Raw genomic sequence first — 25,340 nt, 5'->3', positions numbered from 1 at the left:
CGGCTCGCCTGGGCGGGGGATGCGGTGGTGTGCGTGGGCGGGGGCACGATGACTCGCGTGGTGGAGACGTGGCGGGCTGAGCGGTGTGGGGAGGAGGAGGTCGTGGCGTGGGTGTGGGCGCGGCGGTTTGCGTGGGTGGGTGATCTTCGTGGGCCTGGGGTCAGGTGGTGGAGTTCGGGGGCTTGAGGGCGGGTGAGCCCCTAAGGTTGGGGGCAAATTGCCAACCTTGAGTGCATTGGCGGGGATATGTCCGAGGAGACGCTGGTCGCGGGCCGCTACCGGCTGGACGAGCTCATCGGCCGAGGGCAGGCCGGTGAGGTGTGGCGGGCGCACGACGAGAACGCCGACTGGACCGTGGCGGTCAAGATGCTCACCGCGGGCTCCAGCGAGCTGGCGCACAAACATGCCCAGACCGTGGCCAAGGTCGTGCATCCTCATGTGGCCATGGTTCTGGACATCGGTGGCCATAACGGCGTGCCGTACCTGGTGATGGAGTTTTTGACGGGGGCGAGCCTCGGCGAGGAGCGTGTCGCGCACGGGCCGCTGGGGGTCGTCGAGGCGTGCGACCTGTTCGGACAGGCGGCGGGCGGGCTTGACGCGGCGCATCGGGCGGGGGTGGTGCACGGGCAGATCGACCCGGACTCCTTCCGCCGGGCGGGCAGCGGGGTGCTCAAGGTGGTCGGGTTCGGGATTCAGGGGGCGGATCCGGGGCCGGTGACGCCGTACCGCGCGCCTGAGCAGCTTGACGGGCCGGGCGGGCCTGCCGCCGATCTGTATGCGCTGGCTGCGGTCTGTTATGAGATGTTGTGCGGGCGGCCGCCGTTCGAGGGCGAGGGGGAGGAACTGGCCGAGCGCATCCGCACCGCCGAGCCCGAGCCGCCGACGCGCCACCGTCCCGCCGTTCCGGCCGAGCTGGAGCAGTTGTTGCTGGCGTTGCTGGCCAAGGATCCCGCCGCACGTCCTGCGGGCGGTGACACGGTACGGCGCCGCCTGGCCGGCATCGCCCGCCCCGGCGCCACCCAGCGCACCGGCCCCCTCCCCAACCTCCCGGACGCCCAGACTCCCTTCACCGGAAACACCGACGGCCAGCCATCCGCCTACGCCGGACCGGGCCCGCAGACAGGCCACGGCGGCTCACAAGCGGGCCACGGCGCGCCAGGTCACGGCGGCCCGCAAGCGGGTCATGGCGCCTCAGGTCACGGGGGTCCGCAAGCGGGCTACGGCGCCTCGGGTCTGGGTGGTCCGCAGACGGGCCAGTACAGCCCACAACCAGGCCCGCAAACCGGGTTGCACACGGCCCCAGGTGGTCAGCCGCCCTTCAAGGACGGCCACACCCAGATCTTCGAAGGCCCCATCCCGGACCCGCCCAACCAGAACCGCCGCCTGATCATCCAGATGGTCGCGGCCCTGGCCGTCATCGCTCTGGTCACGATCGGCTTCATCGTCCTGTCCGGCCGCGACCAGCCCGCCGCGACCCCCGTACCCAGCGCGACCTTCACCCCGCAACAGCCAGACCCGACACCGACGGCCACCACGGAAGAGCCAGAACCGACCTTCACCCCGGAAGAGCCGACCCCGGAACCCACAGGCCTGGTCGACACGCTGGGCCCGGCGAACCCCCTGGACACCCTCACCCCCCAGCCTCGCGACACCACCGGACTGCGGCAGACCCCGCCGGGCGGGTGGCAGAACTGGCTGGGCCGCTTCGACGAGGCGGTGCGGCTCCAGCAGCAGCTGAACGGCATCGACGGCGGGGTCGCCGCCGACGCCCGCAAGAAGATCGCCAGAGCGATGGACCGGATCAGGAAGGGCCGCGAGGACCAGGCCCGCCGCCACGCGCTGGAGGCGGCGGCCGACCTGCGCGAAGCGGCCGGCGACGGCGACATGGCCGCCACCGGCCCCCTCGCGAACTTCCTCGCCGACTGGGGCCTCAACCGCCCCGCGACATCAGCGTGAGCGCGTACAGCGCCACCGCGGCGAAGTCGTCGGCGGGTTCTGACGCCTGCCACGACCGGACGTCGTCGACGAAGCGGCTGCCGCGCCCGGTGAACGGGGCGTAGCGGTCGACTCCGTCGGCGGGGCAGGGGCTCATGCGGTCCATGTGACCCCCCAGCCCGTCGTCGAACAGCGAAGCGCTGTTCGGGCCGTTGACCACGGCGCCGGTCGGCGGCCTGCCGGTGAGGTTGGACATCTGATAGTGCGGGCAGGTGATCGCGTCGTCGCCGACCCCGGAGACGAACGACACGCCCCACGCGTTGGCTCCGAAGGCCCAGCCGCGCTGGCGGGTGCCGAAGGAGTCGTAGGAGCGGTCGCCGCTCACCGACCGGTAGAGGCGCGAGGTGGCCGCCAGCCCGAACGCGTGCGGCACCGAGTCGAACTGGTCATAACGCGCACCGGCCTGGAACGGGTCCTGGGCGGCCCGTGCGGCGCCGATCTCCAGCTGCGCCCTGAGGTCCCCGACGAGCTGCCGCTCGGTCACCGGCAGTGTGCCGCCACGAGCCTGGCGGATGGCCTTGACCAGGTCGGCGTGGCCGAGCGCGCTGACGTCGTACAGGTTGAAGGTGTCGCCGCCGGCGTCGTGCTTCAGGTACTCGCCGGCCCAGTGGGCCGCCTGCCGCAGCCATTCGCCGGCCCGCGGGTCGCGCAGGCGCTGGGCGGCCAGGGCCAGTTCGGCGCCGCCCAGCTCCATGTCGTCGCGCCAGACGCTCTCCGGGTAGAAGGCGTGGGGGAGCGAGGTGACGAGCGGGCCGACGTTCTCGGTCTTGGCCATGGCGTAGACGGAGGCGCCCTTCTCCAGCAGTTCGCGGGCGCGCCCGCGGTCGGGCTCCACCTGCGCGGCCAGGGCGAAGGCGGCGGCGGTACGGCCGGCCAGGTTGGGACTGATCGGCTGGCCGGGCGCGGCGGCGCGGAAGACGGGCCGGTCGCGGATGTACTTCTCGGTGGAGTGGTCGTCCTCCTCGGGCATGCGCCAGATGTCGTGGTCGCCGGCGAAGGTGCCCTCGGCGTTGCCGGCCCCGATGCCGACCTGGATGTAGAGGGTCTTCGACGTCTCGTCCCACATCTTGTCGAGGAACTTCAGGCCGTGGTCGGCCTCGCCGCGCAGGCGCGGGTCGATGGCGCCGTCGCGCTTGGCCGCCCACAGGAGCGTGTCGACGTAGGCGAGGATGTGGGTGAACTTCAGGTAGTCGCCCGCGTCGAACCATCCGCCCGACACGTCCACCGGGCCGCCGACCTTGGTCAGGTCGCCCTTGATCTGGTCGGTGTCCGGGCCGGTGAACTCGGGCCAGTCATAGACCGAGGCGGCCTTGTCGCCCTTGTGCCAGCGGTCGCGCTGGCCGCCGAAGAACGTCACGATCTTGGCCGCGGGCAGCGACAGGGCGATCGAGGGGGCCACGGCGAACTCGGCGGAGGTCTGCCCGCCCGCCTTGACCCGGTAGCTGCCGGGGGTACGGAGCCTGGACAGGTCCAGGCGGTAGACATGACGGTAGGTGTCGTTCCACTTGCCGAGGTCGCGGCCCGCCGTACCGCGCAGGACCACCCGCCCCCGGCGATCGACGACGGTGAAGGGGAGTGGACGGTCCGCCATGAGGTAGGCCTCTTTGGCCTCCTCCGGCGCGAAGCCCACCTGGTCGACCCTGATGAACGACGCGCTCTCGGCCATCGCTGGGCTCCCTGCGATCAGGACGGATAACGCGGTCAACGCCGCTGCCAGCTTCATGCACGCTCCTTGAAGGTTAGGAAACCTTACTAACCTTGCTGCGCACGGTAGCCGCGGAGCGTGAGGAAGGTCAAGACGCGTACATTGACGAAATGACCGACACTCACGCGCGGCGCCGAGCCGCCCTGGCCGCGCTGCTGCCCGAGCGCGCGGTCCCCGCGGTGCTCGTCTCCTCCCTGATCAACGTGAGGTACCTGACCGGGCTCGACAGCTCCAACGCCGCGGTCCTGGTGCGCGCGGACGGCAGCGCCACGCTCGCGACCGACTCCCGCTACATCGAGATGACCCGCGACCTGGGCGTCGAGGTCGTCGAGGCGCCGGACACCGCGGGCGCCCTGGCCGCGCCGGGCACGGGGATCGAGGCCGCGCACATGACGGTCGCGACGTTCCGGCGGCTGGGGGAGGGCCTGGTCCCGCTGGAGCCGCTGGTGGAGCTCCTGCGTACGGTCAAGGACGAAGAAGAGATCGAGCTCCTGCGTACGGCCTGCGCCATCTCCGACCAGGCATTCAGCGATATTTCCGAAAAAATCCGCCCCGGCGCCACCGAACGCCAGATAGCCCGCGTCCTTGAGCACCGGATGATCGAACTCGGCGCCGACAAGGTCGCCTTCGAGTCCATCGTCGCCGCGGGCGCGAACGGGGCCGTACCCCATCACACTCCCACCGACCGTGAGCTGCGCGAAGGCGACCTGGTCACCCTCGACTTCGGCGCCAACTACCGCGGCTACCACGCCGACATGACCCGCACCGTCAGCCTGGGCGAGCCCGCCGCCTGGCAGCGCGAGATCTACGACCTCGTCGCCGCCGCGCAGAAGGCCGGTCGTGAGGCCCTCGCGCCCGGCGTCACGGCCAAGGAGGTCGACTCCGCCGCGCGCGGCGTGATCGCCGGAGCGGGCCACGCCGAGCACTTCCGGCACGGCCTCGGACACGGCGTCGGCCTGGAGATCCACGAGGAGCCGTTCCTGGGCCCCGCCAGGACCGGTAGACTAGAGGATCGAGTTCCCATCACCGTCGAGCCGGGGGTCTACCTCCCGGGACAAGGCGGGGTCCGCATCGAGGACACGCTGGTCACGCGTGTGGGCGGGCCGGAACTCCTCACGAAGACGACCAAAGAGCTGCTCGTCCTTTAAGAGCGGCAACACGCGGGAGAAAACGAGTGGCGACGACCAACGACCTCAAGAACGGCATGGTGCTGAAGCTCGACGGCGGTGAGCTGTGGGCCGTTGTGGAGTTCCAGCACGTCAAGCCGGGCAAGGGCGGCGCGTTCGTGCGCACCAAACTCAAGAACGTGCTCTCCGGCAAGGTCGTCGACAAGACCTTCAACGCCGGGGTGAAAGTCGACGTGGCCAACGTCGACAAGCGCGAGATGCAGTACTCCTACAAGGACGGCGACGACTTCGTCTTCATGGACACCGAGACCTACGACATGGTCAACGTGCCCGCCAAGACCGTCGGCGACGCGGCCAGCTACATGCTCGAGAACACCATGGCCACGATCGCCTTCAACGAGGGCGCCGCGCTCTACGTCGACCTTCCGGCCGCGGTCGAGCTGCTGATCTCCAACACCGAGCCGGGCCTGCAGGGCGACCGCTCCACCGGCGGCACCAAGCCCGCCACGCTGGAGACCGGCGCCGAGATCAAGGTCCCGCTGTTCATCACCACCGGCGAGAAGGTCAAGGTCGACACCCGTAGCGGCGAATACCTCGGCCGGGCCTGAGGTGTCGGCACGCGGCAAAGCACGCAGGCGCGCCCTCGACATCCTCTTCGAGGCTGAGGCCAGGGAAGAAGACCCGCTGAAGATCCTCGCCGAGCGGGTGGAGCGGAGCGAGCCGCCGGTCAACGAGTACACCTCGGCGATCGTGGAGGGCGTGGCCCGCCACCGGGCCCGCATCGACGAGCTCATCACCACCTACTCCGAGGGCTGGACGCTGGAGCGCATGCCCGCCGTCGACCGCAACCTGCTGCGCGGCGGCACCTACGAGCTGCTGTGGATGCCCGACGTCCCCGAGGGCGTGGTCATCAGCGAGTGGGTGCACCTGGCGGGCGAGCTCTCGACCGACGAGTCGCCCAGCTTCATCAACGGCCTCCTGGCCCGTTTCAAGCAGCTCAAGCCGAGTCTGTCGCTGTAGTGGGGGCGCGCCGTGATCATCACGGCGCACTCGGGAAGGCGCGCCGTGATCTTCATGGCGCGCCTCCTTTCCGTTACGGCTCCCGCCACCCCACCCGCTCCGCCGCCATGGGCGCGCGCCCGTCGAGCGCCGCTCGTGAGGGCTCACGGGGTCCCCGCCGCGACGACTCCGCCCTTGACCCGGTAGAAAGGCCTCAAGGGTGTGTGATCTGGATGCCGTCAGGGCTCAAGGGTGGCCGACTGGGTGCGTAGATGGTCGAGCATGACCTTCGCCGCCGGAGTCAGCGCCCGTGACCCCGGCAGCGTGACGCCGACGGAGCGTTTCACCGAGGCCAGCGGCACCGGCAGGCACACGAGCTGCGGATCGGACCGGACCAGCAGCGCCGGCAGCGCGGCCACCATGTCGGTCTGCAGCAGCAGTGACCGGATCGTCAGGATCGACGTGCATTCCACGCGGTCCTCGGGCAACGGCAGGTCCTGGTTCTTGAAGACCTGTTCCAGTTCCTGCCGCAGCGACGTCTGCTCCAGCGGCAGGATCCACGGGTAGCCGAGCAGCCCGGCCAGGGTCGAGGCGGTCGAGGCGGGGTGGCCGGAGCGGGCGACCAGGAGGATGGGCTCGTCGTAGAGCGGGATCTGGCGCAGCCCGTGCCGGTCGTCGATGGGGTTGAGGCGGCCGAGGACCAGGTCGGTGTCGCCGTCGATGAGCCGGGGGACGAGCGAGTCGAACGTGCCCTCGCGCACGATGACCGTGATGCCGGGCCGTTCCGCCTTGAGCGCGGCGATCGAGCGGGGCAGCAGGACGTTCGTGGCGGCCAGCAGGGTGCCGACGGTGACGGTGCCGGTCTCGCCGTTGGCCAGGCCCGTGATGCGGTCACCGGCCCGGCGCAGCTCGGCCTGGACGGCGCGGGCGTGGTCGACGAAGGCGGTGCCGAACACGGTCGGCGTGACCCCGCGCGGCCCCCGGGTGAACAGTTCGACGCCGAGGATCTGCTCCACCTCGCGCAGGCCGCGTGTGGCGGCGGGCTGGGCGAGGCGGAGGTGTTCTGCGGCGCGCAGCACGCTGCCGTGGTCGGCGATGGCGGTGACCAGCACGAGGTGGCGGAGCTTGAGGCGGCCGCCGAGCAGGTCCAGAGCGCGGGTCATCACCATTTCAGCATAGCTTTCAGCTCTTGACGGCCCGATCGGGTATGGCTCCGGGGACGTCGCCGAAGCGTTCGGCGTCGTTGCGGGGCAGGACCAGCGCGGCCACGAGGCTGATCGCGGTCACGACCGCCAGGTACGCGGTGATCGACCACGACGAGCCGGTCGAGGCCAGCAGGGAGGCGGCCACCAGCGGGGTGATGCCGCCGCCGAGCAGCGCGGCGAGCTGGTAGGCGGCCGAGGTGCCCGAGTAGCGGATCGAGACGGGGAAGAAGCTGGCCGTCAGCGTGCCCTGCGCCGCGTGGGTCATCGCCAGCACCGCGCCCATGGCCACCATGAAGACCGTGATCAGCACGTGGTTGCCGGTGTTGACGACGGGCAGGATGGCCACGGCCCCGGCCAGCAGGACCCACGAGCCGTGGGAGAACAGGGCCCGGAGCCCGAATCGGTCGCCCAGGTGGGCCCAGAGCGGCGCGGTGGCCAGCCAGACCGTGGCGCCGCCGATCACGCAGGTCAGCAGGAAGGTGCGGGACAGGCCGATCGCGGGGGCCTGGCCGTACTGGAGGATGTAGACCATGAAGACGTAGGCGACGGCGCTGTTGCCGATGATGACCGCGATGCTGTGCACGACCCCGCGCCAGTGGCCGCGCAGGACCTCGGCGATCGGCAGCTTGACCGGCTTGCGCTGGACCACGAAGTCGGGGCTCTCCTCGATGCGCAGCCGCAGGTAGATGCCGACCACCACGAGCACGACGCTCAGCAGGAACGGCACCCGCCAGCCCCACGACATGAAGGCCTCCTCGCTCAGCGCCGAGGAGGTGCCCAGGAAGACGAGGTTGGCGCAGAGCATCCCGGCGGGCGTGCCCATCATCGGGAAGGCGCCGAACAGGCCGCGACGGCCCTTCGGCGCGTGCTCCATGGTCAGCACCACGGCCCCGCCGAGTTCGCCGCCGAGGCCGATGCCCTGGGCGATGCGCATCACGACCAGCAGCACCGCGGCCCAGATGCCGATGCTGGAGTAGGTGGGCAGCACGCCGATGAGCGTGGTCCCGATCCCCATGATCAGCAGCGAGACGACCAGCGTGTTGCGGCGGCCGAGCCGGTCGCCGAAGTGGCCGAAGACGATGCCGCCCAGCGGGCGGGCCAGGAATCCGACGGTCATGGTGCCGAAGGCGGCGATCGAGCCGGCGACGGGGTCCATGGCGGGGAAGAACTGCTTGTTGAAGACGAGCGCGGCGGCCGTGCCGTACAGGAAGAAGTCGTACCACTCGATGGTCGTGCCGATGAAGGCCGCCCACGAGACGCGGCGCGCCGCCCTGCGGCGGTCAGTGTCCATTTTGCGGCTTTACCTTTCCGATCAGGGGGTACGGATGAGGATGCACGCTGGTGCTATGTCGCGGCGAATACTGTTCTGGCCGTCGCCTATGCAAAAAACGTCATATATCGGGATTGGTATGGCTCGGCCGCGATCAGGTATTGGCCTGATATGGCGCCTCGGCCGGACAATGGCGCCATGAAGCATTACGTCAACGGGGTCTTCGAGACCACGGGGACCCCCTTCCCGCTGATCTCGCCCGTCGACGGGCGCCAGATGGGGACCGTCCCCGAGGCCCCGCGCGAGGTCGTCGACGCCGCGGTCGTCGCGGCCAGGGCGGCGCTGGCCGGTCCCTGGGGCGCCACGAGCAGCGAGGAGCGCTGCGCCTGGCTGCGGCGGATCGCCGACGGCATCGAGGCCCGGTTCGACGCGTTCGTCGCCGCCGAGGTCGCCGACACCGGCAAACCGCGCGACCTGGCCGCCACCGTGGACGTCCCCCGCGCGATCGGCAACTTCCGCGCCTACGCCGACCTGTCCTACGGCCGCCCGGAACGCGCCCACCACACCCGCGTCCCCGGCTGGAGCGGCACCGGCGAGGCTCTCAACTACACCGTGCGCCGCCCGCTCGGCGTCGTCGCCGTCATCTCACCCTGGAACCTCCCCCTGCTGCTGCTCACCTGGAAGGTCGCGCCCGCCCTGGCGGCGGGCAACGCCGTGGTGGCCAAGCCCTCGGAGGAGACGCCCTCCACCGCGACGCTGCTGGCCGAGGTCATCGACGAGGTACGGCTGCCGCCCGGCGCCTTCAACCTGATCCACGGCCACGGCGCCGGAGCGGCGGGCGAGTTCCTGACCTCCCACCCCGGCGTGGACGCCATCGCCTTCACCGGCGAGTCGGCCACGGGCTCGGCCATCATGCGCGCCGCCGCCGACCACGTCACCCCGGTCTCCTTCGAGCTCGGCGGCAAGAACCCGGCCCTGGTCTTCGCCGACGCCGACCTGGACGAGGCGGTCGAGGGCACGATCCGCTCCAGCTTCACCCACTCCGGCCAGATCTGCCTGTGCACCGAGCGCGTCTACGTCCAGCGCCCGATCTTCGACGCGTTCACCGCGAAGCTCGCCGAACGGGCCAGAGGCCTGAAGGACTACGGCCCGATGATCTCGGCCGAGCACCGCGACAAGGTGCTGTCCTACTACCGCCTGGCCGTCGAGGAGGGCGCCACGGTCGTCGCCGGGGGCGGCGCCCCGAGGTTCGGCGACGAGCGCGACGGCGGCTTCTACGTCGAGCCCACCGTCGTCACCGGCCTGCCCGAGAGCGCCAGGACCGTCCGCGAGGAGGTCTTCGGCCCGATCTGCCACGTGGCGCCCTTCGACGACGAGGCAGAGGCGATCCGGCTGGCCAACGACAGCCCGTACGGCCTGGCCGCCACCGTCTGGACCGGCGACCTGTCGCGCGCCCACCGGGTCGCGCCGAGGATCGAGGCCGGGATCGTCTGGGTGAACTGCTGGAACCTGCGCGACCTGCGCACCCCGTTCGGCGGGGTGAAGGCGTCGGGCATCGGCCGGGAGGGCGGCGAGTACTCGCTCGACTTCTTCTCCGAGCCGGTCAACGTGTGCGTGAAGATATGAGGTCATCGGTGACGAATGTTCAACAGGCCGCCGAGCGGCTGCTGGGGGCGCACGCCTCCGGCCGGCCCTGCGAGCCCGTGCGCGATCTGGTCGGCGGGGTCGAGGAGGCGTACGCCGTACAGGATTGGCTGACCGGCAGGTGGCTGGGTGAGGGACGGCGGCTGACCGGCCGCAAGATCGGCCTGACCAGCGCGGCCGTGCAGAAGCAGCTCGGCGTGGACCAGCCGGACTTCGGGGCGCTGTTCGCCGACATGGCGGTTCCCGACGGCGCCGAGATCCCGGCCGGGACCGTGCTGCAGCCGCGCGCCGAGGCCGAGGTGGCGCTGGTGCTGGAGCACGACCTGCCGCACGAGCGCCACACGGTCGCCGACGTGATCAAGGCGACCGCGTTCGCGCTGCCCGCGATCGAGGTGGTCGGCAGCCGGATCCGCGGCTGGGACATCACGCTGGCCGACACCGTCGCCGACAACGCCTCCTCCGGCCTGTACGTGCTGGGCAACCGGCCCGTCCCGCTGAAGGACCTGGACCTGCGCCTGGCCGGGATGGTCATGGAGCGCCGCGGCGAGCAGGTCTCGACCGGGATCGGCGCCGCGTGCCTGGGCCACCCGCTGCACGCCGCCGTCTGGCTGGCCGACACCCTGGCCCGCCTCGGCCGCCCGCTGCGGGCGGGCGACACCGTGCTGACCGGCGCGCTCGGGCCCGTGGTGCCGGTCGTGCCCGGCGACGTGCTGGAGGCCAGGATCGACGGGCTCGGCGACGTCCGGGCCGCCTTCGCGAAGGAGAGCGCGTGAACCGCCTGGCGCAGCGCCTGGACGAGGCGGCGCTGAGCCGTACCGCCATCGCGAAGCTGACCGAGGAGACGGCGCTCGACGTGCCCGCCGCCTACCGGGTGCAACGCGAGGTCATCGCCCGCCGCGAGGCCCGCGGCGAGAAGCTCATCGGCGTCAAGATGGGCTTCACGAGCCGGGCCAAGATGATCCAGATGGGTGTGGACGACGTCATCTGGGGCCTGCTGACCGACGCCATGCTGATCGAGTCGCACCTGGACACGGGCACGCTCATCCACCCGAGGGTCGAACCCGAGATCGCCTTCCTGCTGGAGCGCCCGGTGCGCTCGCCCGCCGACGTGGGCGCGGCCGTCGGCGGCGTGGCGGTCGGCTACGAGGTGCTCGACTCCCGCTTCGCCGACTTCTCCTTCACGCTGGAGGACGTCATCGCCGACAACGCCTCCGCCAGCGGGTTCGGCCTCGGCCCCTGGCACACGCCGCGCGCGGTCGCCAACGTCGGCCTGACCCTGGAGATCGACGGGCGGACCGTCGCCTCGGGGTCGTCGGCCGCCATCCTCGGCGACCCGATGCGCTCCCTGCACGCCGCCGCCCGCCTGGCCCAGGCCGCCGGGATCGAGCTGGAGGCGGGCTGGATCGTCCTGGCCGGGGCGGCCACCGCCGCCGTCCCGCTGCCGCCGGGCGCCCACGTGCGCGTCAGCGGCCAGGGCCTCGGCCACGCGGAGGTGACCACGTGAGCGAGGAGTCGATGCTGGTGCCGGGCAAGGCGCGCCCGCGCGGGCGCTTCCCGCACTTCAGGCGGGCCGGCGACCTGGTCTTCGTCTCCGGTACGAGCTCGCGCCGCCCCGACGGCACCTTCGCCGGGGCGAGCGCCGACGAGATGGGCACCACCAGCCTCGACATCCGCGAGCAGACCCGCGCCGTCATCGGCAACATCGCCGACATCCTCAAGGCCGCCGGAGGCGGGCTGGCCGACGTCGTCAACGTCACCACGTACCTGGTCTCCATGAACGACTTCGGCGGCTACAACGAGGTCTACGGCACGTACTTCGACGAGCACGGCCCCGCCCGCACCACCGTCGCCGTCCACCAGCTTCCCCACCCGCACCTGCTGATCGAGATCTCCTGCACCGCCCACATCCCGACGAGGAGCATCCCATGATCCCGCCGTTCAACCTCGCCACCTGGATCGACGAGCACGCCGACCAGCTCAAGCCGCCCGTGGGCAACGTCCAGATCTGGAAGGAGGCCGACCTGATGGTGACCGTCGTCGGCGGCCCCAACCAGCGCACCGACTTCCACGACGACCCGATCGAGGAGTTCTTCTACCAGCTCAAGGGCGGCATGGTGCTGCGCGTCATGGAGGAGGAGGGCAAGCCGCCGGTCGACATCCAGATCCGCGAGGGCGACGTCTTCCTGCTGCCGCCGCACGTGCGCCACTCCCCGCAGCGGCCGGTGCCCGGCTCCATCGGCCTGGTCGTCGAGTACGCCCGCCCGCAGGGCGACCTGGACGCCTTCGAGTGGTACTGCGTCAACTGCCACCGCCTCGTGCACCGCGCCGAGGTGCAGCTGGAGTCGATCGTGGACGACCTGCCGCCGGTCTTCAACGCCTTCTACGGCAGCGACCGCACCTGCCCGCACTGCGGCGCCGTACACCCGGGCAAGGACTGGCCCGACGCGCTCCGCCCGGTGGTCCAGTGATCGACATCCACGCCCACGTCTTCCCGCGGATCTCCCGCGAGGAGGCGCGCACCCTGGCGGGGGCCGGCGAGCCGTGGCTGCGCGAGGGCATGATGATGAGCGGCGACGAGGACTACCGCCCCGTCACCCCCGAGCTGTGGGACGCCGGGGCGCGCCTGGCCGCCATGGACCGCACCGGCGTGGCGGTGCAGGCCGTCTCCTCCACGCCGCTGCTGTTCGGCTACGAGGCCGAGCCCGGCCGCGCCGCCGACTGGTGCGACATGGTCAACGACCGGATCCTCGCGTACTGCTCGGCGGACCCCGCCCGGCTCGTCCCGCTGTGCCAGGTGCCGCTGCAGGACCTGGGGCGCGCCACCGAGACCCTGGCCAGGGCGAAGGCCGCCGGGCACCGGGGCGTGCACATCGGCAACCACGTCGGCCCGCGCAACCTCGACGACGCCGATCTGCTCGCCTTCCTGGAGCACTGCGCCCACCAGGACATGCCCGTCCTCGTGCACCCGTGGGACATGATGGCCGCCGACCGCATGCGCGGCTACATGCTGCCCTGGCTGGTCGGCATGGCCGCCGAGACCCAGCTCGGCATCCTCACGATGATCCTTTCCGGCGCCTTCGAGAAGCTGCCCGCCGGCCTGCGGCTGTGCTTCTGCCACGGCGGCGGCAGCTTCGCGTTCCTGCTCGGCCGGGCCGACAACGCCTGGCAGCGGCGCGACCTGGTCCGCCGCGACTCGCCCAAGCCGCCCTCCGCCTACACCGACCGCTTCTCCGTGGACTCCGCCGTCTTCGACCCGCGGGCGCTGCGCCTGCTCGTCGACGTCATGGGCGCGGAACGGGTCATGCTCGGCACCGACTTCCCCTTCCCCCTGGGCGAGGAGGACCCCGGCTCGGTCGTGCGCGCCTGCCCCGGGCTGAGCGAGGCCGAACGCGAGGCGATCCTCGGCGGCAACGCCGCCCGCTTCCTGGGCCTGACCGAGAGCGCGCCGCGCGCATGACGCTCGCCCACACCCGGCAGGGCACGCTGCGGGGGCGCGGACTCGGGGGAGCGCTGGCGTTCAAGGGCATCAGGTACGCCGCCCCCGCCCGCCGCTTCACCGCCCCCGAGCCGCCCCGCCCCTGGGAAGGGGTACGCGACGCGCTCACCCCCGGCCCACCGGCGCCGCAGCGGCCGGGGCGGATGGCGTGGGTGCCCGGCCTGGAGATCGACCCGGCCGCGGGCCGCGAGGACTGCCTGTTCCTCAACGTCTGGACCCCGGGCACCGAGGGCCGCCGCCCGGTGCTGGTGTTCCTGCACGGGGGCGCGTTCGTGTTCGGCTCGGGCGCCCAGGCCATGTACGACGGGACCGTGCTCGCGCGTGAGCACGGCCTCGTGGTGGTGACCGTCAACTACCGGTTCGGGGCCACCGGCCTGTGGTACGGCCCGGGAGTGCCGTCCAACCTGGCGTTGCGCGACCAGATGGCGGCGCTCACGTGGGTACGGAACGCCATCGACGCCTTCGGCGGCGACCCGGGCGACGTGACGCTCGCCGGGCACTCGGCGGGCGGCACCAGCGTCCTGGCCCTGCTGGCCTGCGCCCCCGGCCTGTACGCGCGGGCGGCGGCCATGAGCCCCGTCCCCTACGGCTTCGCCACCCCCGGCCAGGCGGAGGCCTGGACCAGGGCGGCCGCCGTCGCCGACCCCGCCACGGCGCCGATCGAGACGCTGTTGGCGGGGGAGGAACGGGCCGCCCGCGCGCGGCCCCCGGCGGGAGGACTGCTGCCCGTCGCCCCGGTGCTGGACGGCGACCTGCTGAAGGAACACCCCATGTCAGGAAATCTCGCGAAAGTGCCGCTGTTGGTGACCACCACCGCGCAGGAGGGGCGGCTGTTCGCCGCGGCCGGCATGGGCGAGCCGTCCACCCGCGAGATCTTCACCGAGCCCGCGCGGGAACTGGTGCGCGTCCACCCCGGCCCCGCCCGCCATCTCGTCAGCGACGCGCGTTCACCCATGACGCGCGACGGCGTCGAACTCGGCGCCTGTCACCTCGCAGACGTGCCGCTGTACTTCGGCAACCACGGCACCCCGTTCACCGGCCACAAGCCGGTGCCGGAGATGACCCAGGAGTTCGCCCGGTTCTGCCGCGGCGAGGAGGACACATGAGCAAGATCGCCATCATCGGGTCCGGCAACATCGGCACCGACCTGATGATCAAGGTGAAGCGAACGTCCGCGTCGCTGGAGGTGGCCGCGATGGCCGGGATCGACCCCGGCTCCGACGGCCTGGCCAGAGCCCGGCGGATGGGCGTGGCCACCACCCACGAGGGCGTTGCGGGCCTGCTCGCGCTGCCCTGCTTCGAGGAGGTCGCGGTGGTGCTCGACGCCACCTCGGCCGGGGCCCACCGGCACAACGCGGCGGCGCTGGCGCCGTACGGGAAGAAGGTCGTGGACCTGACGCCCGCCGCCATCGGCCCGTATGTCGTGCCCGCCGTGAACCTCGGCGAGCACCTCGGCGAGGACAACGTCAACATGGTCACCTGCGGCGGCCAGGCCACGGTGCCGATCGTCGCGGCCGTCTCCCGCGTCGCGCCCGTCCGTTACGCCGAGATCGTCGCCTCGATCGCCTCCCGCTCGGCCGGTCCGGGCACCCGCGCCAACATCGACGAGTTCACCGAGACCACCGCGCGCGCCCTGGAGAGCGTCGGCGGCGCCGAGCGCGGCAAGGCGATCATCGTGCTCAACCCTGCGGAACCACCGGTGATCATGCGCGACACCGTCTACTGCCTCGTGCCCGGCTGCGACGAGGCCGAGGTCGCCGCCTCGGTCAAGGAGATGGTGGCCGCCGTGGCCGCCTACGTGCCCGGCTACCGGCTCAAGCAGGACGTGCAGTTCCGCCCGGCCGACGGCGGCACGCTCGTCTCGGTCTTCCTGGAGGTCGAGGGCGCCGCCCACTACCTGCCCGCCTACGCCGGCAACCTGGACATCATGACGTCGGCGGCGCTGCGCGTCGCGGAGAGGATGGCGGCCCGATGAAGCTCTACATCCAGGACGTGACGCTGCGCGACGGCATGCACGCCATCCGCCACCAGTACACCGCCGACCAGGTCGCGGCCATCGCGCGCGCCCTCGACGCCGCCGGGGTGGCCGCCGTCGAGATCGCCCACGGCGACGGGCTGGCGGGAAGCAGCGTCAACTACGGGTTCGGCGCCTGCCCCGACGAGGAGTGGATCGAGGCCGCCGCCTCCGCCATGGACCGCGCGGTCCTCACCACGCTGCTGCTGCCCGGCATCGGCACCATCGCCGACCTGCGCCGCGCCCACGCGCTCGGCGTCCGCTCGGTGCGCGTGGCCACCCACTGCACCGAGGCCGACATCTCCGCCCAGCACATCGGCGTCGCCCGCGAGCTCGGCATGGACGTCTCCGGCTTCCTCATGATGTCCCACCTCGCCCCGCCCGCCGAGCTGGCCCGCCAAGCCAAGCTCATGGAGTCGTACGGCGCGCACTGCGTCTACGTCACCGACTCCGGCGGCCGGCTGACCATGGACGGCGTGAAGGAGCGCGTGCGCGCCTACCGCGAGGTCCTCGACCCCGGCACCGAGCTCGGCATCCACGCCCACCACAACCTGGGGCTCGGCGTCGCCAACTCCGTCGCCGCCGTCGAGAACGGCGTCACCCGCGTCGACGCCTCCCTGGCCGGCATGGGCGCCGGGGCGGGCAACTGCCCGCTGGAGGCGTTCGTTGCCGTCGCCGACCTGATGGGCTGGGAGCACGGCTGCGACCTGTTCGCGCTCATGGACGCCGCCGACGACCTCGTCCGCCCCCTGCAGACCCGCCCCGTCCAGGTGGACCGCGAGACCCTCACGCTCGGCTACGCGGGCGTCTACTCCAGCTTCCTGCGCCACGCCGAGGACGCCGCCGCCCGCTACGGGCTCGACACCCGCGCCATCCTCGTGGAGGTCGGCCGCCGCGGCATGGTCGGCGGCCAGGAGGACATGATCGTGGACATCGCGCTCGATCTGGCCGGCCGCCGGGGGTGACAATCGGTTCATGGTGACCGAGGAAGACGTCCGCCGGCTGGCCCTGGCCCTGCCGGAGACCGGCGAGAAGCTCATGTACGGCACGCCCGCCTTCTACGTGAAGGCCAGATGGTTCGCCCGCATCCGCGAGGAGGGTGACGTGCTGGCGCTGCCGCTGGCCGCGGAGGAGGACAAGCACGAGCTGATCGCCGCCGACCCGGACGTCTTCTTCACCCTCCCGCACTACGACGGTTACGCCGTCGTCCTGGTCCGCATGCCGGTCGTCGGGCAGCAGGAGATGGCCGAACTGCTCACCGACGCCTGGCGGCTGCGCGCGCCCGGGAAGCTGCGCCCTCTCGTCCCCTGAGCCCGCTACCCTGAGCGTTCATGCAGGTAGCCGCCTTCACGCAGTTCATGAGCGCCGACCGGATCGCCTCCTACGTCTACGGCGGCGCCGACCCGGGCGAGGACCCGTTGTGGCGGCGGTCGGGCGCGCGCACCCGCGAGGAGTACGCCCGCTGGTGCCGCCACGCGTGCGGGATGGCCTGCCTGCGCATGCTCCTGCACCACCGCGACGGACACGCGCCACCCCTGCTCGACCTCGTGTACGGCTGCCGCGCCTACGGCGGCTACCGCGAGGAGCCCGAGGGCATCAAGGGCCTCTACTACGCCCCCTTCGCCGACTACGCGCGGGCCGAGCACGGCCTGGCCGCCGAGGTCCACCCCCTGATGGACCTGGGCGAGCTCGAAGAGCTGCTGGCCGCGGGCCGGATGGTGATCGCCTCCGTCCACCCGGAGATCCGCCGCCCCGAGCGTCCCGCGCCCGGACGGGGCGGGCACCTGGTCCTGGTCACCGGGGCCGCGGACGGGACGGTGCGCTTCAACAACCCCTCCGGCCACACCGAGGACAGCAGGCGGGCCAGGCTGCCGCTGGCCCGCTTCGGCGACTTCTTCGCCGGGCGGGGCATCAGCGTTCCCGCCCCGGACACCAGGGTGGCGCCGGAGAGCGTAGGCTGACACCGGCTGGCTCGAGTGGGAGGGGAACGCGTGACGAGAAGCCCGGTGCGCACTGCCGTGGTCTGGGACGCTCTGCGGGCAGTGCTGGCCGAACGGGCCGGATCCGCCGGGCGCGGCGTGCTCGACATCGTGGACGCCGGAGGGGGCACGGGCGGCTTCGCCGTACCGCTGGCCGAGCTCGGGCACAACGTCACCGTCGTCGACCCCAGCCCCGACTCGCTGGCCGCGCTGGAGCGGCGGGCCAAGGAGAAGGGCGTCGGGGTCAGGGCGATCCAGGGCGACGCCGCCGACCTCGGCGAGTTGCTGCCCAAGGACAGCGCCGACCTGGTGCTGTGCCACAGCGTCCTGGAGTATGTCGAGGACCCCATCAGCGCGCTGACCGCCGTCTCCGGGCTGCTGCGTCACGGGGGAGCCGTCAGCGTGCTGGCCGCCAACCCGCTCGCCAGCGCCCTGCACCGGGCGCTCACCGGCCATTTCGACGAGGCGCTCGCCGTACTGGACGATCCTCAGGGGCGCTGGGGCGATCGCGACCCCACGCCGCGCCGCTTCACGCCCGCCGCGCTGTCGGAGCTGCTGGCGGCGACCGGGCTCGCGGTCGGGCCGGCGCTCGGGGTGCGGGTCTTCGCCGACCTGGTGCCCAGCAGGCTGGTCGACGGCGAGCCGGGGGCCGTGGAAGCGCTGGTGGCGCTGGAGCAGGCCGCCGCCGCCCATCCGGTCCTGCGGGAGATCGCCGCCCAGGTCCACATCCTCGCCCACAAGCCATAGAACGTCTGTTCGGATAGAATCACGGAGTGGCACGCAAGCAGATCACCGGCATCGGCCCCGCTCCCACCACCGGGGCCGACGACACCGGCTGCCCGATCCTCCACGTCGACATGGACGCCTTCTTCGCCAGCGTCGAACTGCTGGAGCGGCCCGAGCTCAGGGGCCGCCCGGTCATCGTGGGCTCGCCCGCTGGCCGCGGCGTGGTGCTCAGCGCGACCTATGAGGCCAGGGCGTTCGGCGTGCACTCGGCGATGCCCATGAGCAGGGCGCGCCGCGTGTGCCCGCAGGCCGTGATCATCCCGCCCGGACACGGGAAGTACTCCGAGGTCTCCAAGGGCGTCATGGAGATCTTCCACTCGATCACCCCGCTGGTCGAGCCGATCGCCTCCGACGAGGCCTTCCTCGACGTCGGCGGGGCGCGGCGCCGGCTGGGCTCGCCCGCGGAGATCGCGGTCCTGATCCGGGAACAGGTTCGGGAAAGATACGGCATCACCTGTTCCGTGGGCGTGGCGGCGAGCAAGTTCATCGCCAAGCTCGCCTCAAAACAGTGCAAGCCCAACGGGTTGCTGGTGGTGCCGGCCGGCGAGATCGTCGGCTTCCTCCACCCGCTGCCGGTCTCGGCGCTGTGGGGGGTGGGTGAGCGCACCGAGCAGGCCCTCGTCCGCCTCGGCATCCGTACCGTGGGCGATCTGGCCAGGGTGCCGCCCACGACGCTCCAGCGCGAGCTGGGCCCCGCCGCGGGCGGTCATCTGGCGGCGCTGGCCTGGGGACGCGACGAGCGCGCCGTGACCGTCCACACGCCCGACAAGAGCATCGGCAACGAAGAGACATTCGCCACAGACGTCGACGATCCCGAGACGATCAAGCGTGAGCTGCTTCGCCTGTCGGAGAAGGTCGCCGCGAGGATGCGTAAGAGCGGACACGTGGGCAGGACGGTGAGTGTGAAGCTGCGCCGTGCCGACTTCTCCACGATCAGCCGCTCCCGCACGCTCAGGGAGCCGACCGACGTGGCCCAGGAGATTTACGCCACGGCCTGCGACCTGTTCGACGCGGCGGGCCTGGAGCGCGTGCGGCTGCGCCTGGTGGGCGTCCGGATGGAGAACCTCGGCCCGGCGCAGGCGGCGTCCCGCCAGCTCAGCCTGGGTGCGCGGGAGACCGGCTGGCGCGAGGCCGAACAGGCGATGGACAAGGCGATCCGGCGCTTCGGGCCGGATGCGGTACTCCCGGCTTCGCTAGTTCGGGGCAGACTTGATGAAATGGAGGCATGACGCCCATGTCGCGAATGGCCCAAAATGGAGGTATGACGTCACCTCCGGTTTGGTCTGCGTTGGACGTTTCCTTTCGCCTACGTCTACAGGCTCGTATTCTGGGGATAACCGACCGCGAGGTTCGGACACCCCGTGTCGTCCGTTGCCGTCTTCCCCGTCCTGGGGCCGTCCTTGGGAGGCGCCGTGCCGCTCTCTGAGCACGAGCAGCGCTTGCTCGACCAGATCGAGCAGGCCCTCTACGCCGAGGACCCGAAGTGGGCCAACACCGTAAGGATCAGTGACCCGCGCAGCCATTACAAGCGCCGCCTGATCAAAGCCTCCATCGGCTTTGCTCTGGGCGTCGTCATCATGATGGTTGGCGTCGTCATCCAGATGATCCCGCTCGGCGTCGGCGGTTTCGTGGTCATGCTCGCCGCGTGTCTGTGGGGTCTGTCCAGCTGGAAACGTATGAACGGGTTCGGTGACTCCGGCTCTGCCCAAGGCGCTCCGGTGCCCGGCAGCAGCAAGGGAGCCAGGAAGAGCCGTGGCTCGTTCATGGAGCGCATGGAGGAGCGCTGGCGCCGTCGTCACGACGACCGCTGACCTTTCTCCATCCGTTACGGCGGTGCCGCCCCACCGCCACCCGCCGATGAGGGCTGGCCTCGATCGGGGGGATCGCTTCTCACGTCGGACGTGGTCCCCGCCGTGACGGTCACGCTCGACCGGCTGACGGGGACGATCTGACACGGGCGCACAGACGAAGGTGGCCTGCCCGGAACCGGGCAAGCCACCTTCCTTCATCCGATCTACCTGGTCGCGCTTCTCCTGAACCTGAGGTTCTCCAGGCGGTCGAAGCCGTCCAGCACGCCCTCGCCCATGGACCGCAGCCTGCGCAGCGTCGACGGGGGCAGCAGCGCCGCCCTGATCCGCCGTCCCCGCGAGAGCGTGGCCGCCAGGGCCCGCCGTACCTTGCGCAGGTCCTTGCCCAGCGGTCCGACCACGCCCGGGTCGCGCGCGAACAGCACCCGCTCGACCGTCGCGGCGATCGAGGTCATGGCCGCCGCCGACTCGGCGTCGAACTCGTAGCGCTGCGTCAGCCGCCGGGCCAGCGCCCGTGGCGTCTCGCTGGGCTCGCGGGCCATGCCGTAGTCGTACAGGATGTCGTCCAGCTCCGCCCACGCGGCGGCCACCGACGGGTGGCTGCCCGCGATCACGCGCGCGGTAAGCTCGTCGGAGGGCGCGGAGACCTTCCAGCCGAGCGCGCGCACCCGGCGGCTGCGGGTGATCTGCCGGATCGCCGCCGGGATGAGCAGGATCAGCAGCAGGATCGCGACCCCGATGCCGATCTTGGCGATCAGCGGCGTCGGCTCCTCCGCCGGCAGGCCGTTGCCGCCGAGCCTGGCCTCGCGGTCGTCGATCTCGCGCGGGTTGCGGCCGGGCTGCTGACCGGGCGGCAGCTCCTCGCCCTGCGCGGTGGCGCCGGGCGTCGGGCTGGAGGAGGTCGTGGCCGGCGTCGGCTGCGGGCGGGCGTACTCCGGGACCCGCGCGCTGCCCTGACCGGCGGAACCCGCCGGCGTCGGCTCGAACGGCAGCCAGCCGACGCCCTCGAAGTAGAGCTCCGGCCAGGAGTGGGAGTCGTCGGTGCCGACCGTCCACAGGTCGCCGGTCTTGTCGCCGCCGGTGTAGCCGATCGCGACCCGGGCCGGGATGCCGATCGCCCTGGCCAGCACCGCCATCGCGCTGGCGAACTGCTCGCAGTACCCGACCTTGCTGCTCAGCAGGAAGTCGCGCAGCGCCGAGGTGCTGCTGCCCTGCGTGCGCAGGTCGTAGGTGAAGTTGCCGGTCTTGGTGAAGAACTCCTGCAGCTTCAGCGCCGCGTCGTACTGCGTCTCGGCGCCCTTGGTCTGCTCATAGGCCAGGTCGCGCAGGTCGGAGGGGAAGTCCTCCGGCAGCCGCAGGTAGCGCGCCTCGACGTTGGGCTGCTGTGGCCGCTGGAGCGCGCGCAACTGGTCGGGCGTCGGCTTCGGCTCGCTCGTCGCCACCTGGTACTCCAGGCCGGAGGCGCTGTCGCGGGTGGAGAAGACCATGAGCGTGCTCACGTCCGCCCGCCAGTCGCCGTCCGCCCGCACCTCGCGCGGCGGGTACGGCAGCGGCAGGAACGCCAGGTTCTCGACCTCTTCGCTGATCTTGATGTCGGTCACCGCGTTCACGGTCTCGACGCCGCCGCCCAGCCCCGGAGGAGGCGGCAGCGGGCCGGCGTCGGTGCGGTTCTCCGCCGCGCCCTTCGGCTTGGTCAGGCCGAACTGGTCGCCGTCGAAGGTGTCCAGCGAGTAGATCCGCAGGTAACGCGGGACGTCGTCGTTGTTGGTGTAGGTCAGCACGGTCCGCTTCTCGGGAAGCGTCAGCTGGCCCTTCATGTTCGTGACCGGGTTGGGGATCTGGATCATGTTCCCCCTGCCCCCGGTGCCCTGGCCGCCCACGCCGAAGCTGAAGAACGACACCGGCTCCAGCGGCGGCAGGAACGCCGGCACCACCACGGCGATCGCGATCGCGGCGAACCCGATCCGCTTGCCCGACAGCCGCAGCCCCCGCGTGTCCGCGCTCTCGCCCGGCGACGGGGTGGTGGCCGCGCGGGTCCTGCGTACCAGGACCGCCCGGCCCCAGTGCCCGACCCGCTCGCGGCCGTCGGCGATCAGCAGGCCGGTGAAGCCGAGCGCGGCGATGATGAACGCCCACCAGGCGATCGGCTCCAGCAGGATCGTCGCGGGAACGGTCGCCAGCGCCAGCATCGGCAGCCCGGCCAGGGCCGCCCGCCGCATCCGGGCGGCCAGCAGGTCCACCGCGATCGCGATGATCCCCACGCCGCCGGTGGTCAGCAGCGCGATCCCCGGGTTGTCACCGGGCACCGGCGCGGCGAAGCGCTGGATGTCGTCCCAGCCGGTGGCCAGCAGCTTCAGCAGCTCGGCCGCCGAGCCCTTCGTGGGTACGAACAGCGCCCACGCCTTGTCACCGGCGAACGAGGCGGTCAGGTAGACGCCGAGCGTGGCCAGGCTGACCAGCGCCGCCGCCCACGTGGGCAGCGACAGCCGGCCGCTGATCGCGCTGGCGACCAGGATGGTCAGGACCGCGCCCAGCGAACCCCAGAACCAGGCGCCGCCCTCGAACAACGGGTGCAGCAGGATGGCCGCGCAGAACGTGGCGACGGCCGCGGCGACGGACAGCCTCATGCCGCACCTCCGGGATGGACGGCGAAGCGGCCCCGGCTGGCGGCGTCCTGCCACACCGAGGCGATGGACGTGCCGGCCGGGAGCCTGACGGTGCGCCAGCCGTACCCGGCGAGGACGGTCTGGACGGCCAGGTAGCTCTCCGAGGTGTTCGGCTGGGCGGCGTCCCAGGTGTCGACGTCGAGCAGGACGGCCACGCCGGTGATGCCGCTGTGCCTGATCCTGGCCAGGTCGCGGGCCTCCTCCGGGTCCATGGCGCCGAGCACGGCGACGACCAGGCCGTCGCCGCTGCCCTGCCGCAGCGCCGAGACGCCGATCTCCAGCGAGCGCGCCGGGCTGTTGCGGACCATCGCGAGGGTGTCGAGCAGCGACCAGCTCAGCCCGCTGTCGGTCAGGTGCTCGGCGCCCTGGTCGGTGACCAGCCGCAGGCCGAGCCCCTCGTGCGCCAGGTGCACGCCGATGGAGGCCGCGGCCGAGACCGCCACCTCGAACGACGAGCGCGGGCCCTCGCCGCGGTGCGCCGAGCGCCGGGTGTCCAGCAGGAGCGCGCCGCGGCTCTGCCACTGCTGCTCCTCGCGCCGCACCATCAGCTCGCCGTGGCGGGCGGTGGAGCGCCAGTGCACGCGCCGCAGGTCGTCGCCCTGCCGGTACTCGCGCGGCGCCACGTCGTCGTCGCCCGCCGCGGCCACACTCCTGGTACGGCTGTCGCCGCCGCCGGTCCACTCGCCCGACAGGCGTACGTGGGGCAGCGCCACGACCTGCGGCGTCACCACGAGCGTGTCGCTGATGGTGAAGGCGCGGGCCAGTTCCACCAGCCCGAACGGGTCGGCGATGCGCACCGACAGCGGCCCGATGGTGAACCGGCCGCGCAGGTCGGAGCGGACCCGGTAGTCGATCTCCCTGATGCCCTTGGCCTCCACCCGGTCCAGGACGAAGCGCGGGCGTACGCCCAGGGCGTACGGGACGGTGTCCTCGATCAGCAGCAGTCCGGTGGGCAGCCGGGTGACGTTCTCCAGCCGCAGCGTCACGGTGGCCTCGCCGCCGACCTCGGCCCGCGAGGGCGACAGGCGGCGGGCGCAGCTGAGCCGGTACCGGGTGCGCGCCACCACCATCGCGGCCAGCAGCGGCAGCGCCGTCACCAGCACGCCGATGCGCAGCAGGTCGTGCTCACCGAGCAACAGGGCCATGAGCAACGCCGCCAGCCCCGCGGCGAGGAACGACCTGCCGCGCGCGGTCAGTGCGCGCAGTCCCGTTCTCACGCCCGGGTCTCCGGTACGGGCACCCTCCTGACCAGATCGCCCACGACCTGCTCGGGCAGGCGGCGCTGGCCCTGCGCCTCGACGCTGGGCAGCAGCCGGTGGGCCAGGACCGGCACGGCCAGGTCCTGGAGGTCGTCGGGGATGACGTAGTCGCGTCCGGACAGGGCCGCGTGGGCGCGGGCGGCGCGTACGAGCTGCAGCGTGGAGCGCGGGGAGGCGCCCAGCCGCAGGTCGGGGGAGTGGCGGGTGGCGACCGCCAGGTCGATGGCGTACTTCTTGACCGGCTGCGAGACGTACACGCCGCGCACGGCCTCGATCAGCGCCCGCACCTCGGCGGTGGTGGCCACGGGCTCCAGCTTGTCCAGCGGAGGGGTGCCGCCGTGCACGTCGAGCATCTCCAGCTCGGCGGCCGGCTCGGGGTAGCCCATCGCCACGCGGGCGGTGAAGCGGTCGCGCTGGGCCTCGGGGAGGGGGTAGGTGCCCTCCATCTCGATCGGGTTCTGCGTGGCGATGACCATGAAGGGCGACTCAAGGTGGTACGTCACGCCGTCGACCGTCACCTGGTGCTCCTCCATGCACTCGAGGAGGGCGGACTGCGTCTTGGGGGAGGCGCGGTTGATCTCGTCGCCGACCACGATGTTGGCGAAGACGGGACCGGGCTTGAACTCGAACTCGCGCGTCTGCTGGTTGTAGGCGCTGACGCCGGTGATGTCGCTGGGCAGCAGGTCGGGCGTGAACTGCACGCGGCGCACCGGGCAGTCGATGGAGCGCGCCAGGGCTTTGGCGAGCATGGTCTTGCCGACTCCGGGCACGTCCTCGATGAGCAGGTGCCCCTCGGCGAGCAGCACCGTCAGGGTGAGGCGGACGGCGTCGCTCTTGCCCTCGATCACCGACTCGATGGCCTGCCGAATCCGGTGCGCGGTGGACACGAGCTCTTCCAGCCGCTGAGGGACATCATGGGTTACTGCCACCAGGCCTCCATGAGAAGTGCGACGGCTGTCCCGCTGGAGCGTGCGTTGGCGGGAGCCATGCCATTCCTTTTCCATTGTGTGTACCGACCCTACGACGCTGGGGGTTCTTGAGCGACATTTGTCGGTATTCCTCCAGTCCTGACAGTGTTCGAAGGAACCTTCGTGTTCTTGTCCCGTCGCGGTGCGAATCCCGTGACAGTCGGTGGCGCGAAGCGCTCCACTTTCCTCCACCACTGCCCCCGCGGGACCCCTCCAGGCCCCATTCCGTGGGGCGTTTCAACTCTCGACACGCCCATGAGGGTTGACCGGCCGCCCAGCCCGCTCCACCGAGCACCATCGCTCTGACCTGGGGTTTTGCAAGACGTATAGGCGGCGACCTGGGTTGTAATCAGTTGACGGTGGGGAGAAGTGGAGTATGGTGGTGCGCAGTGGAGGGCCGGTGCACCAGCGCTAGGCGC

Annotated in this window: 24 protein-coding genes; 18 read left to right on the top strand and 6 right to left on the bottom strand. The window is 71.7% G+C overall.

Annotated features, from left to right (window positions below; all coding sequences use genetic code 11):
* Positions 1-246: 246 nt before the first annotated feature.
* Positions 247-1,956, top strand: a complete 1,710-nt coding sequence (locus ACFWY5_RS06930; protein ID WP_379630766.1) for a serine/threonine-protein kinase — start codon at positions 247-249, stop codon at positions 1,954-1,956.
* Here ACFWY5_RS06930 and ACFWY5_RS06925 read toward each other — a convergent pair.
* The gene (locus ACFWY5_RS06925) at positions 1,931-3,718 is read right to left on the bottom strand and encodes a glycoside hydrolase family 9 protein (RefSeq protein WP_379630765.1); all 1,788 of its coding nucleotides are present in this window, start codon (positions 3,716-3,718) and stop codon (positions 1,931-1,933) included. The two genes, ACFWY5_RS06930 and ACFWY5_RS06925, sit on opposite strands and share 26 nt — an antisense overlap.
* Positions 3,719-3,810: 92 nt before the next feature.
* Here ACFWY5_RS06925 and ACFWY5_RS06920 point away from each other — a divergent pair, with 92 nt between their 5' ends.
* The 3 genes from ACFWY5_RS06920 to nusB are packed head-to-tail and all read left to right on the top strand — an operon-like array spanning position 3,811 to position 5,847.
* On the top strand, positions 3,811-4,848 hold the full coding sequence (locus ACFWY5_RS06920; protein WP_379630764.1) for a M24 family metallopeptidase: 1,038 nt from the start codon (positions 3,811-3,813) through the stop codon (positions 4,846-4,848).
* Positions 4,849-4,874: 26 nt separating this feature from the next.
* Positions 4,875-5,435 carry an elongation factor P gene (efp, locus tag ACFWY5_RS06915; protein ID WP_379618626.1) on the top strand — a complete coding sequence of 187 codons (561 nt, stop codon included), beginning with the start codon at positions 4,875-4,877 and terminating at the stop codon, positions 5,433-5,435.
* A 1-nt stretch (position 5,436) separates the two neighbouring features.
* A complete protein-coding gene (gene nusB / locus ACFWY5_RS06910) occupies positions 5,437-5,847 on the top strand; it encodes a transcription antitermination factor NusB (protein WP_184960681.1) in 411 nt (136 codons plus the stop codon).
* A 218-nt stretch (positions 5,848-6,065) separates the two neighbouring features.
* Here the strand turns inward: nusB and ACFWY5_RS06905 are convergent, their stop codons facing one another.
* Both ACFWY5_RS06905 and ACFWY5_RS06900 read right to left on the bottom strand, forming a co-directional pair.
* Complete coding sequence (locus ACFWY5_RS06905) at positions 6,066-6,989, bottom strand: LysR substrate-binding domain-containing protein (protein WP_379630763.1); 924 nt, start codon at positions 6,987-6,989, stop codon at positions 6,066-6,068.
* Between the two features lie 19 nt (positions 6,990-7,008).
* Complete coding sequence (locus ACFWY5_RS06900) at positions 7,009-8,322, bottom strand: MFS transporter (RefSeq protein WP_379630762.1); 1,314 nt, start codon at positions 8,320-8,322, stop codon at positions 7,009-7,011.
* A 177-nt stretch (positions 8,323-8,499) separates the two neighbouring features.
* On the opposite strand from ACFWY5_RS06900, the gene ACFWY5_RS06895 reads away from it, so the two are divergent.
* The 14 genes from ACFWY5_RS06895 to ACFWY5_RS06830 all read left to right on the top strand — a co-directional run bounded on the left by ACFWY5_RS06895 (position 8,500) and on the right by ACFWY5_RS06830 (position 20,031).
* Entirely contained in the window at positions 8,500-9,927 is a 1,428-nt protein-coding gene (locus tag ACFWY5_RS06895; protein WP_379618620.1) for a 2-hydroxymuconic semialdehyde dehydrogenase, read from the top strand.
* A gap of 8 nt (positions 9,928-9,935) precedes the next feature.
* Entirely contained in the window at positions 9,936-10,718 is a 783-nt protein-coding gene (locus ACFWY5_RS06890) for a 2-keto-4-pentenoate hydratase (RefSeq protein ID WP_379618618.1), read from the top strand.
* Positions 10,715-11,449: a 2-keto-4-pentenoate hydratase gene (locus ACFWY5_RS06885; RefSeq protein ID WP_379618616.1), complete on the top strand. Its 735-nt coding sequence runs from the start codon at positions 10,715-10,717 to the stop codon at positions 11,447-11,449. Before ACFWY5_RS06890 ends, ACFWY5_RS06885 begins: the two co-directional genes overlap by 4 nt.
* Complete coding sequence (locus tag ACFWY5_RS06880; protein WP_379618614.1) at positions 11,446-11,874, top strand: RidA family protein; 429 nt, start codon at positions 11,446-11,448, stop codon at positions 11,872-11,874. The genes ACFWY5_RS06885 and ACFWY5_RS06880 overlap by 4 nt, the downstream gene beginning before the upstream one ends.
* Positions 11,871-12,413, top strand: a complete 543-nt coding sequence (locus tag ACFWY5_RS06875) for a 3-hydroxyanthranilate 3,4-dioxygenase (RefSeq protein ID WP_379618612.1) — start codon at positions 11,871-11,873, stop codon at positions 12,411-12,413. The genes ACFWY5_RS06880 and ACFWY5_RS06875 overlap by 4 nt, the downstream gene beginning before the upstream one ends.
* Positions 12,410-13,402, top strand: coding sequence for an amidohydrolase family protein (locus tag ACFWY5_RS06870; protein WP_379618610.1), 993 nt, complete (start codon positions 12,410-12,412; stop codon positions 13,400-13,402). Before ACFWY5_RS06875 ends, ACFWY5_RS06870 begins: the two co-directional genes overlap by 4 nt.
* Positions 13,399-14,547 (top strand): alpha/beta fold hydrolase, encoded by a 1,149-nt coding sequence (locus ACFWY5_RS06865; protein ID WP_379630761.1) that lies wholly within the window; start codon positions 13,399-13,401, stop codon positions 14,545-14,547. Before ACFWY5_RS06870 ends, ACFWY5_RS06865 begins: the two co-directional genes overlap by 4 nt.
* Positions 14,544-15,416, top strand: a complete 873-nt coding sequence (locus ACFWY5_RS06860) for an acetaldehyde dehydrogenase (acetylating) (protein WP_379630760.1) — start codon at positions 14,544-14,546, stop codon at positions 15,414-15,416. The genes ACFWY5_RS06865 and ACFWY5_RS06860 overlap by 4 nt, the downstream gene beginning before the upstream one ends.
* Positions 15,413-16,420 (top strand): 4-hydroxy-2-oxovalerate aldolase, encoded by a 1,008-nt coding sequence (dmpG, locus tag ACFWY5_RS06855; RefSeq protein ID WP_379630759.1) that lies wholly within the window; start codon positions 15,413-15,415, stop codon positions 16,418-16,420. Before ACFWY5_RS06860 ends, dmpG begins: the two co-directional genes overlap by 4 nt.
* A 10-nt stretch (positions 16,421-16,430) precedes the next feature.
* Positions 16,431-16,766, top strand: coding sequence for an MmcQ/YjbR family DNA-binding protein (locus ACFWY5_RS06850; RefSeq protein WP_379618602.1), 336 nt, complete (start codon positions 16,431-16,433; stop codon positions 16,764-16,766).
* A 20-nt stretch (positions 16,767-16,786) separates the two neighbouring features.
* Positions 16,787-17,416: a C39 family peptidase gene (locus ACFWY5_RS06845; RefSeq protein ID WP_379618600.1), complete on the top strand. Its 630-nt coding sequence runs from the start codon at positions 16,787-16,789 to the stop codon at positions 17,414-17,416.
* 45 nt (positions 17,417-17,461) lie between these two features.
* Positions 17,462-18,181, top strand: coding sequence for a methyltransferase domain-containing protein (locus ACFWY5_RS06840; RefSeq protein ID WP_379630758.1), 720 nt, complete (start codon positions 17,462-17,464; stop codon positions 18,179-18,181).
* 26 nt (positions 18,182-18,207) lie between these two features.
* Positions 18,208-19,449, top strand: a complete 1,242-nt coding sequence (gene dinB / locus ACFWY5_RS06835) for a DNA polymerase IV (protein ID WP_379630757.1) — start codon at positions 18,208-18,210, stop codon at positions 19,447-19,449.
* Positions 19,450-19,632: 183 nt separating this feature from the next.
* The gene (locus ACFWY5_RS06830; RefSeq protein ID WP_184960696.1) at positions 19,633-20,031 is read left to right on the top strand and encodes a DUF3040 domain-containing protein; all 399 of its coding nucleotides are present in this window, start codon (positions 19,633-19,635) and stop codon (positions 20,029-20,031) included.
* A 203-nt stretch (positions 20,032-20,234) separates the two neighbouring features.
* Here ACFWY5_RS06830 and ACFWY5_RS06825 read toward each other — a convergent pair whose 3' ends face one another.
* The 3 genes from ACFWY5_RS06825 to ACFWY5_RS06815 are packed head-to-tail and all read right to left on the bottom strand — an operon-like array spanning position 20,235 to position 24,957.
* Entirely contained in the window at positions 20,235-22,655 is a 2,421-nt protein-coding gene (locus tag ACFWY5_RS06825; protein ID WP_379630756.1) for a DUF3488 and DUF4129 domain-containing transglutaminase family protein, read from the bottom strand.
* Complete coding sequence (locus ACFWY5_RS06820; RefSeq protein ID WP_379618590.1) at positions 22,652-23,911, bottom strand: DUF58 domain-containing protein; 1,260 nt, start codon at positions 23,909-23,911, stop codon at positions 22,652-22,654. The genes ACFWY5_RS06825 and ACFWY5_RS06820 overlap by 4 nt, the downstream gene beginning before the upstream one ends.
* Positions 23,908-24,957 (bottom strand): AAA family ATPase, encoded by a 1,050-nt coding sequence (locus tag ACFWY5_RS06815; protein ID WP_379618588.1) that lies wholly within the window; start codon positions 24,955-24,957, stop codon positions 23,908-23,910. Before ACFWY5_RS06815 ends, ACFWY5_RS06820 begins: the two co-directional genes overlap by 4 nt.
* Positions 24,958-25,340 lie beyond the last annotated feature (383 nt).

This window comes from Nonomuraea sp. NPDC059007, from assembly GCF_042740555.1.
GTDB lineage: Bacteria > Actinomycetota > Actinomycetes > Streptosporangiales > Streptosporangiaceae > Nonomuraea.
Note: the sequence above shows the minus strand (reverse complement) of the source record. Positions and strands in the feature narration are given on the sequence as shown.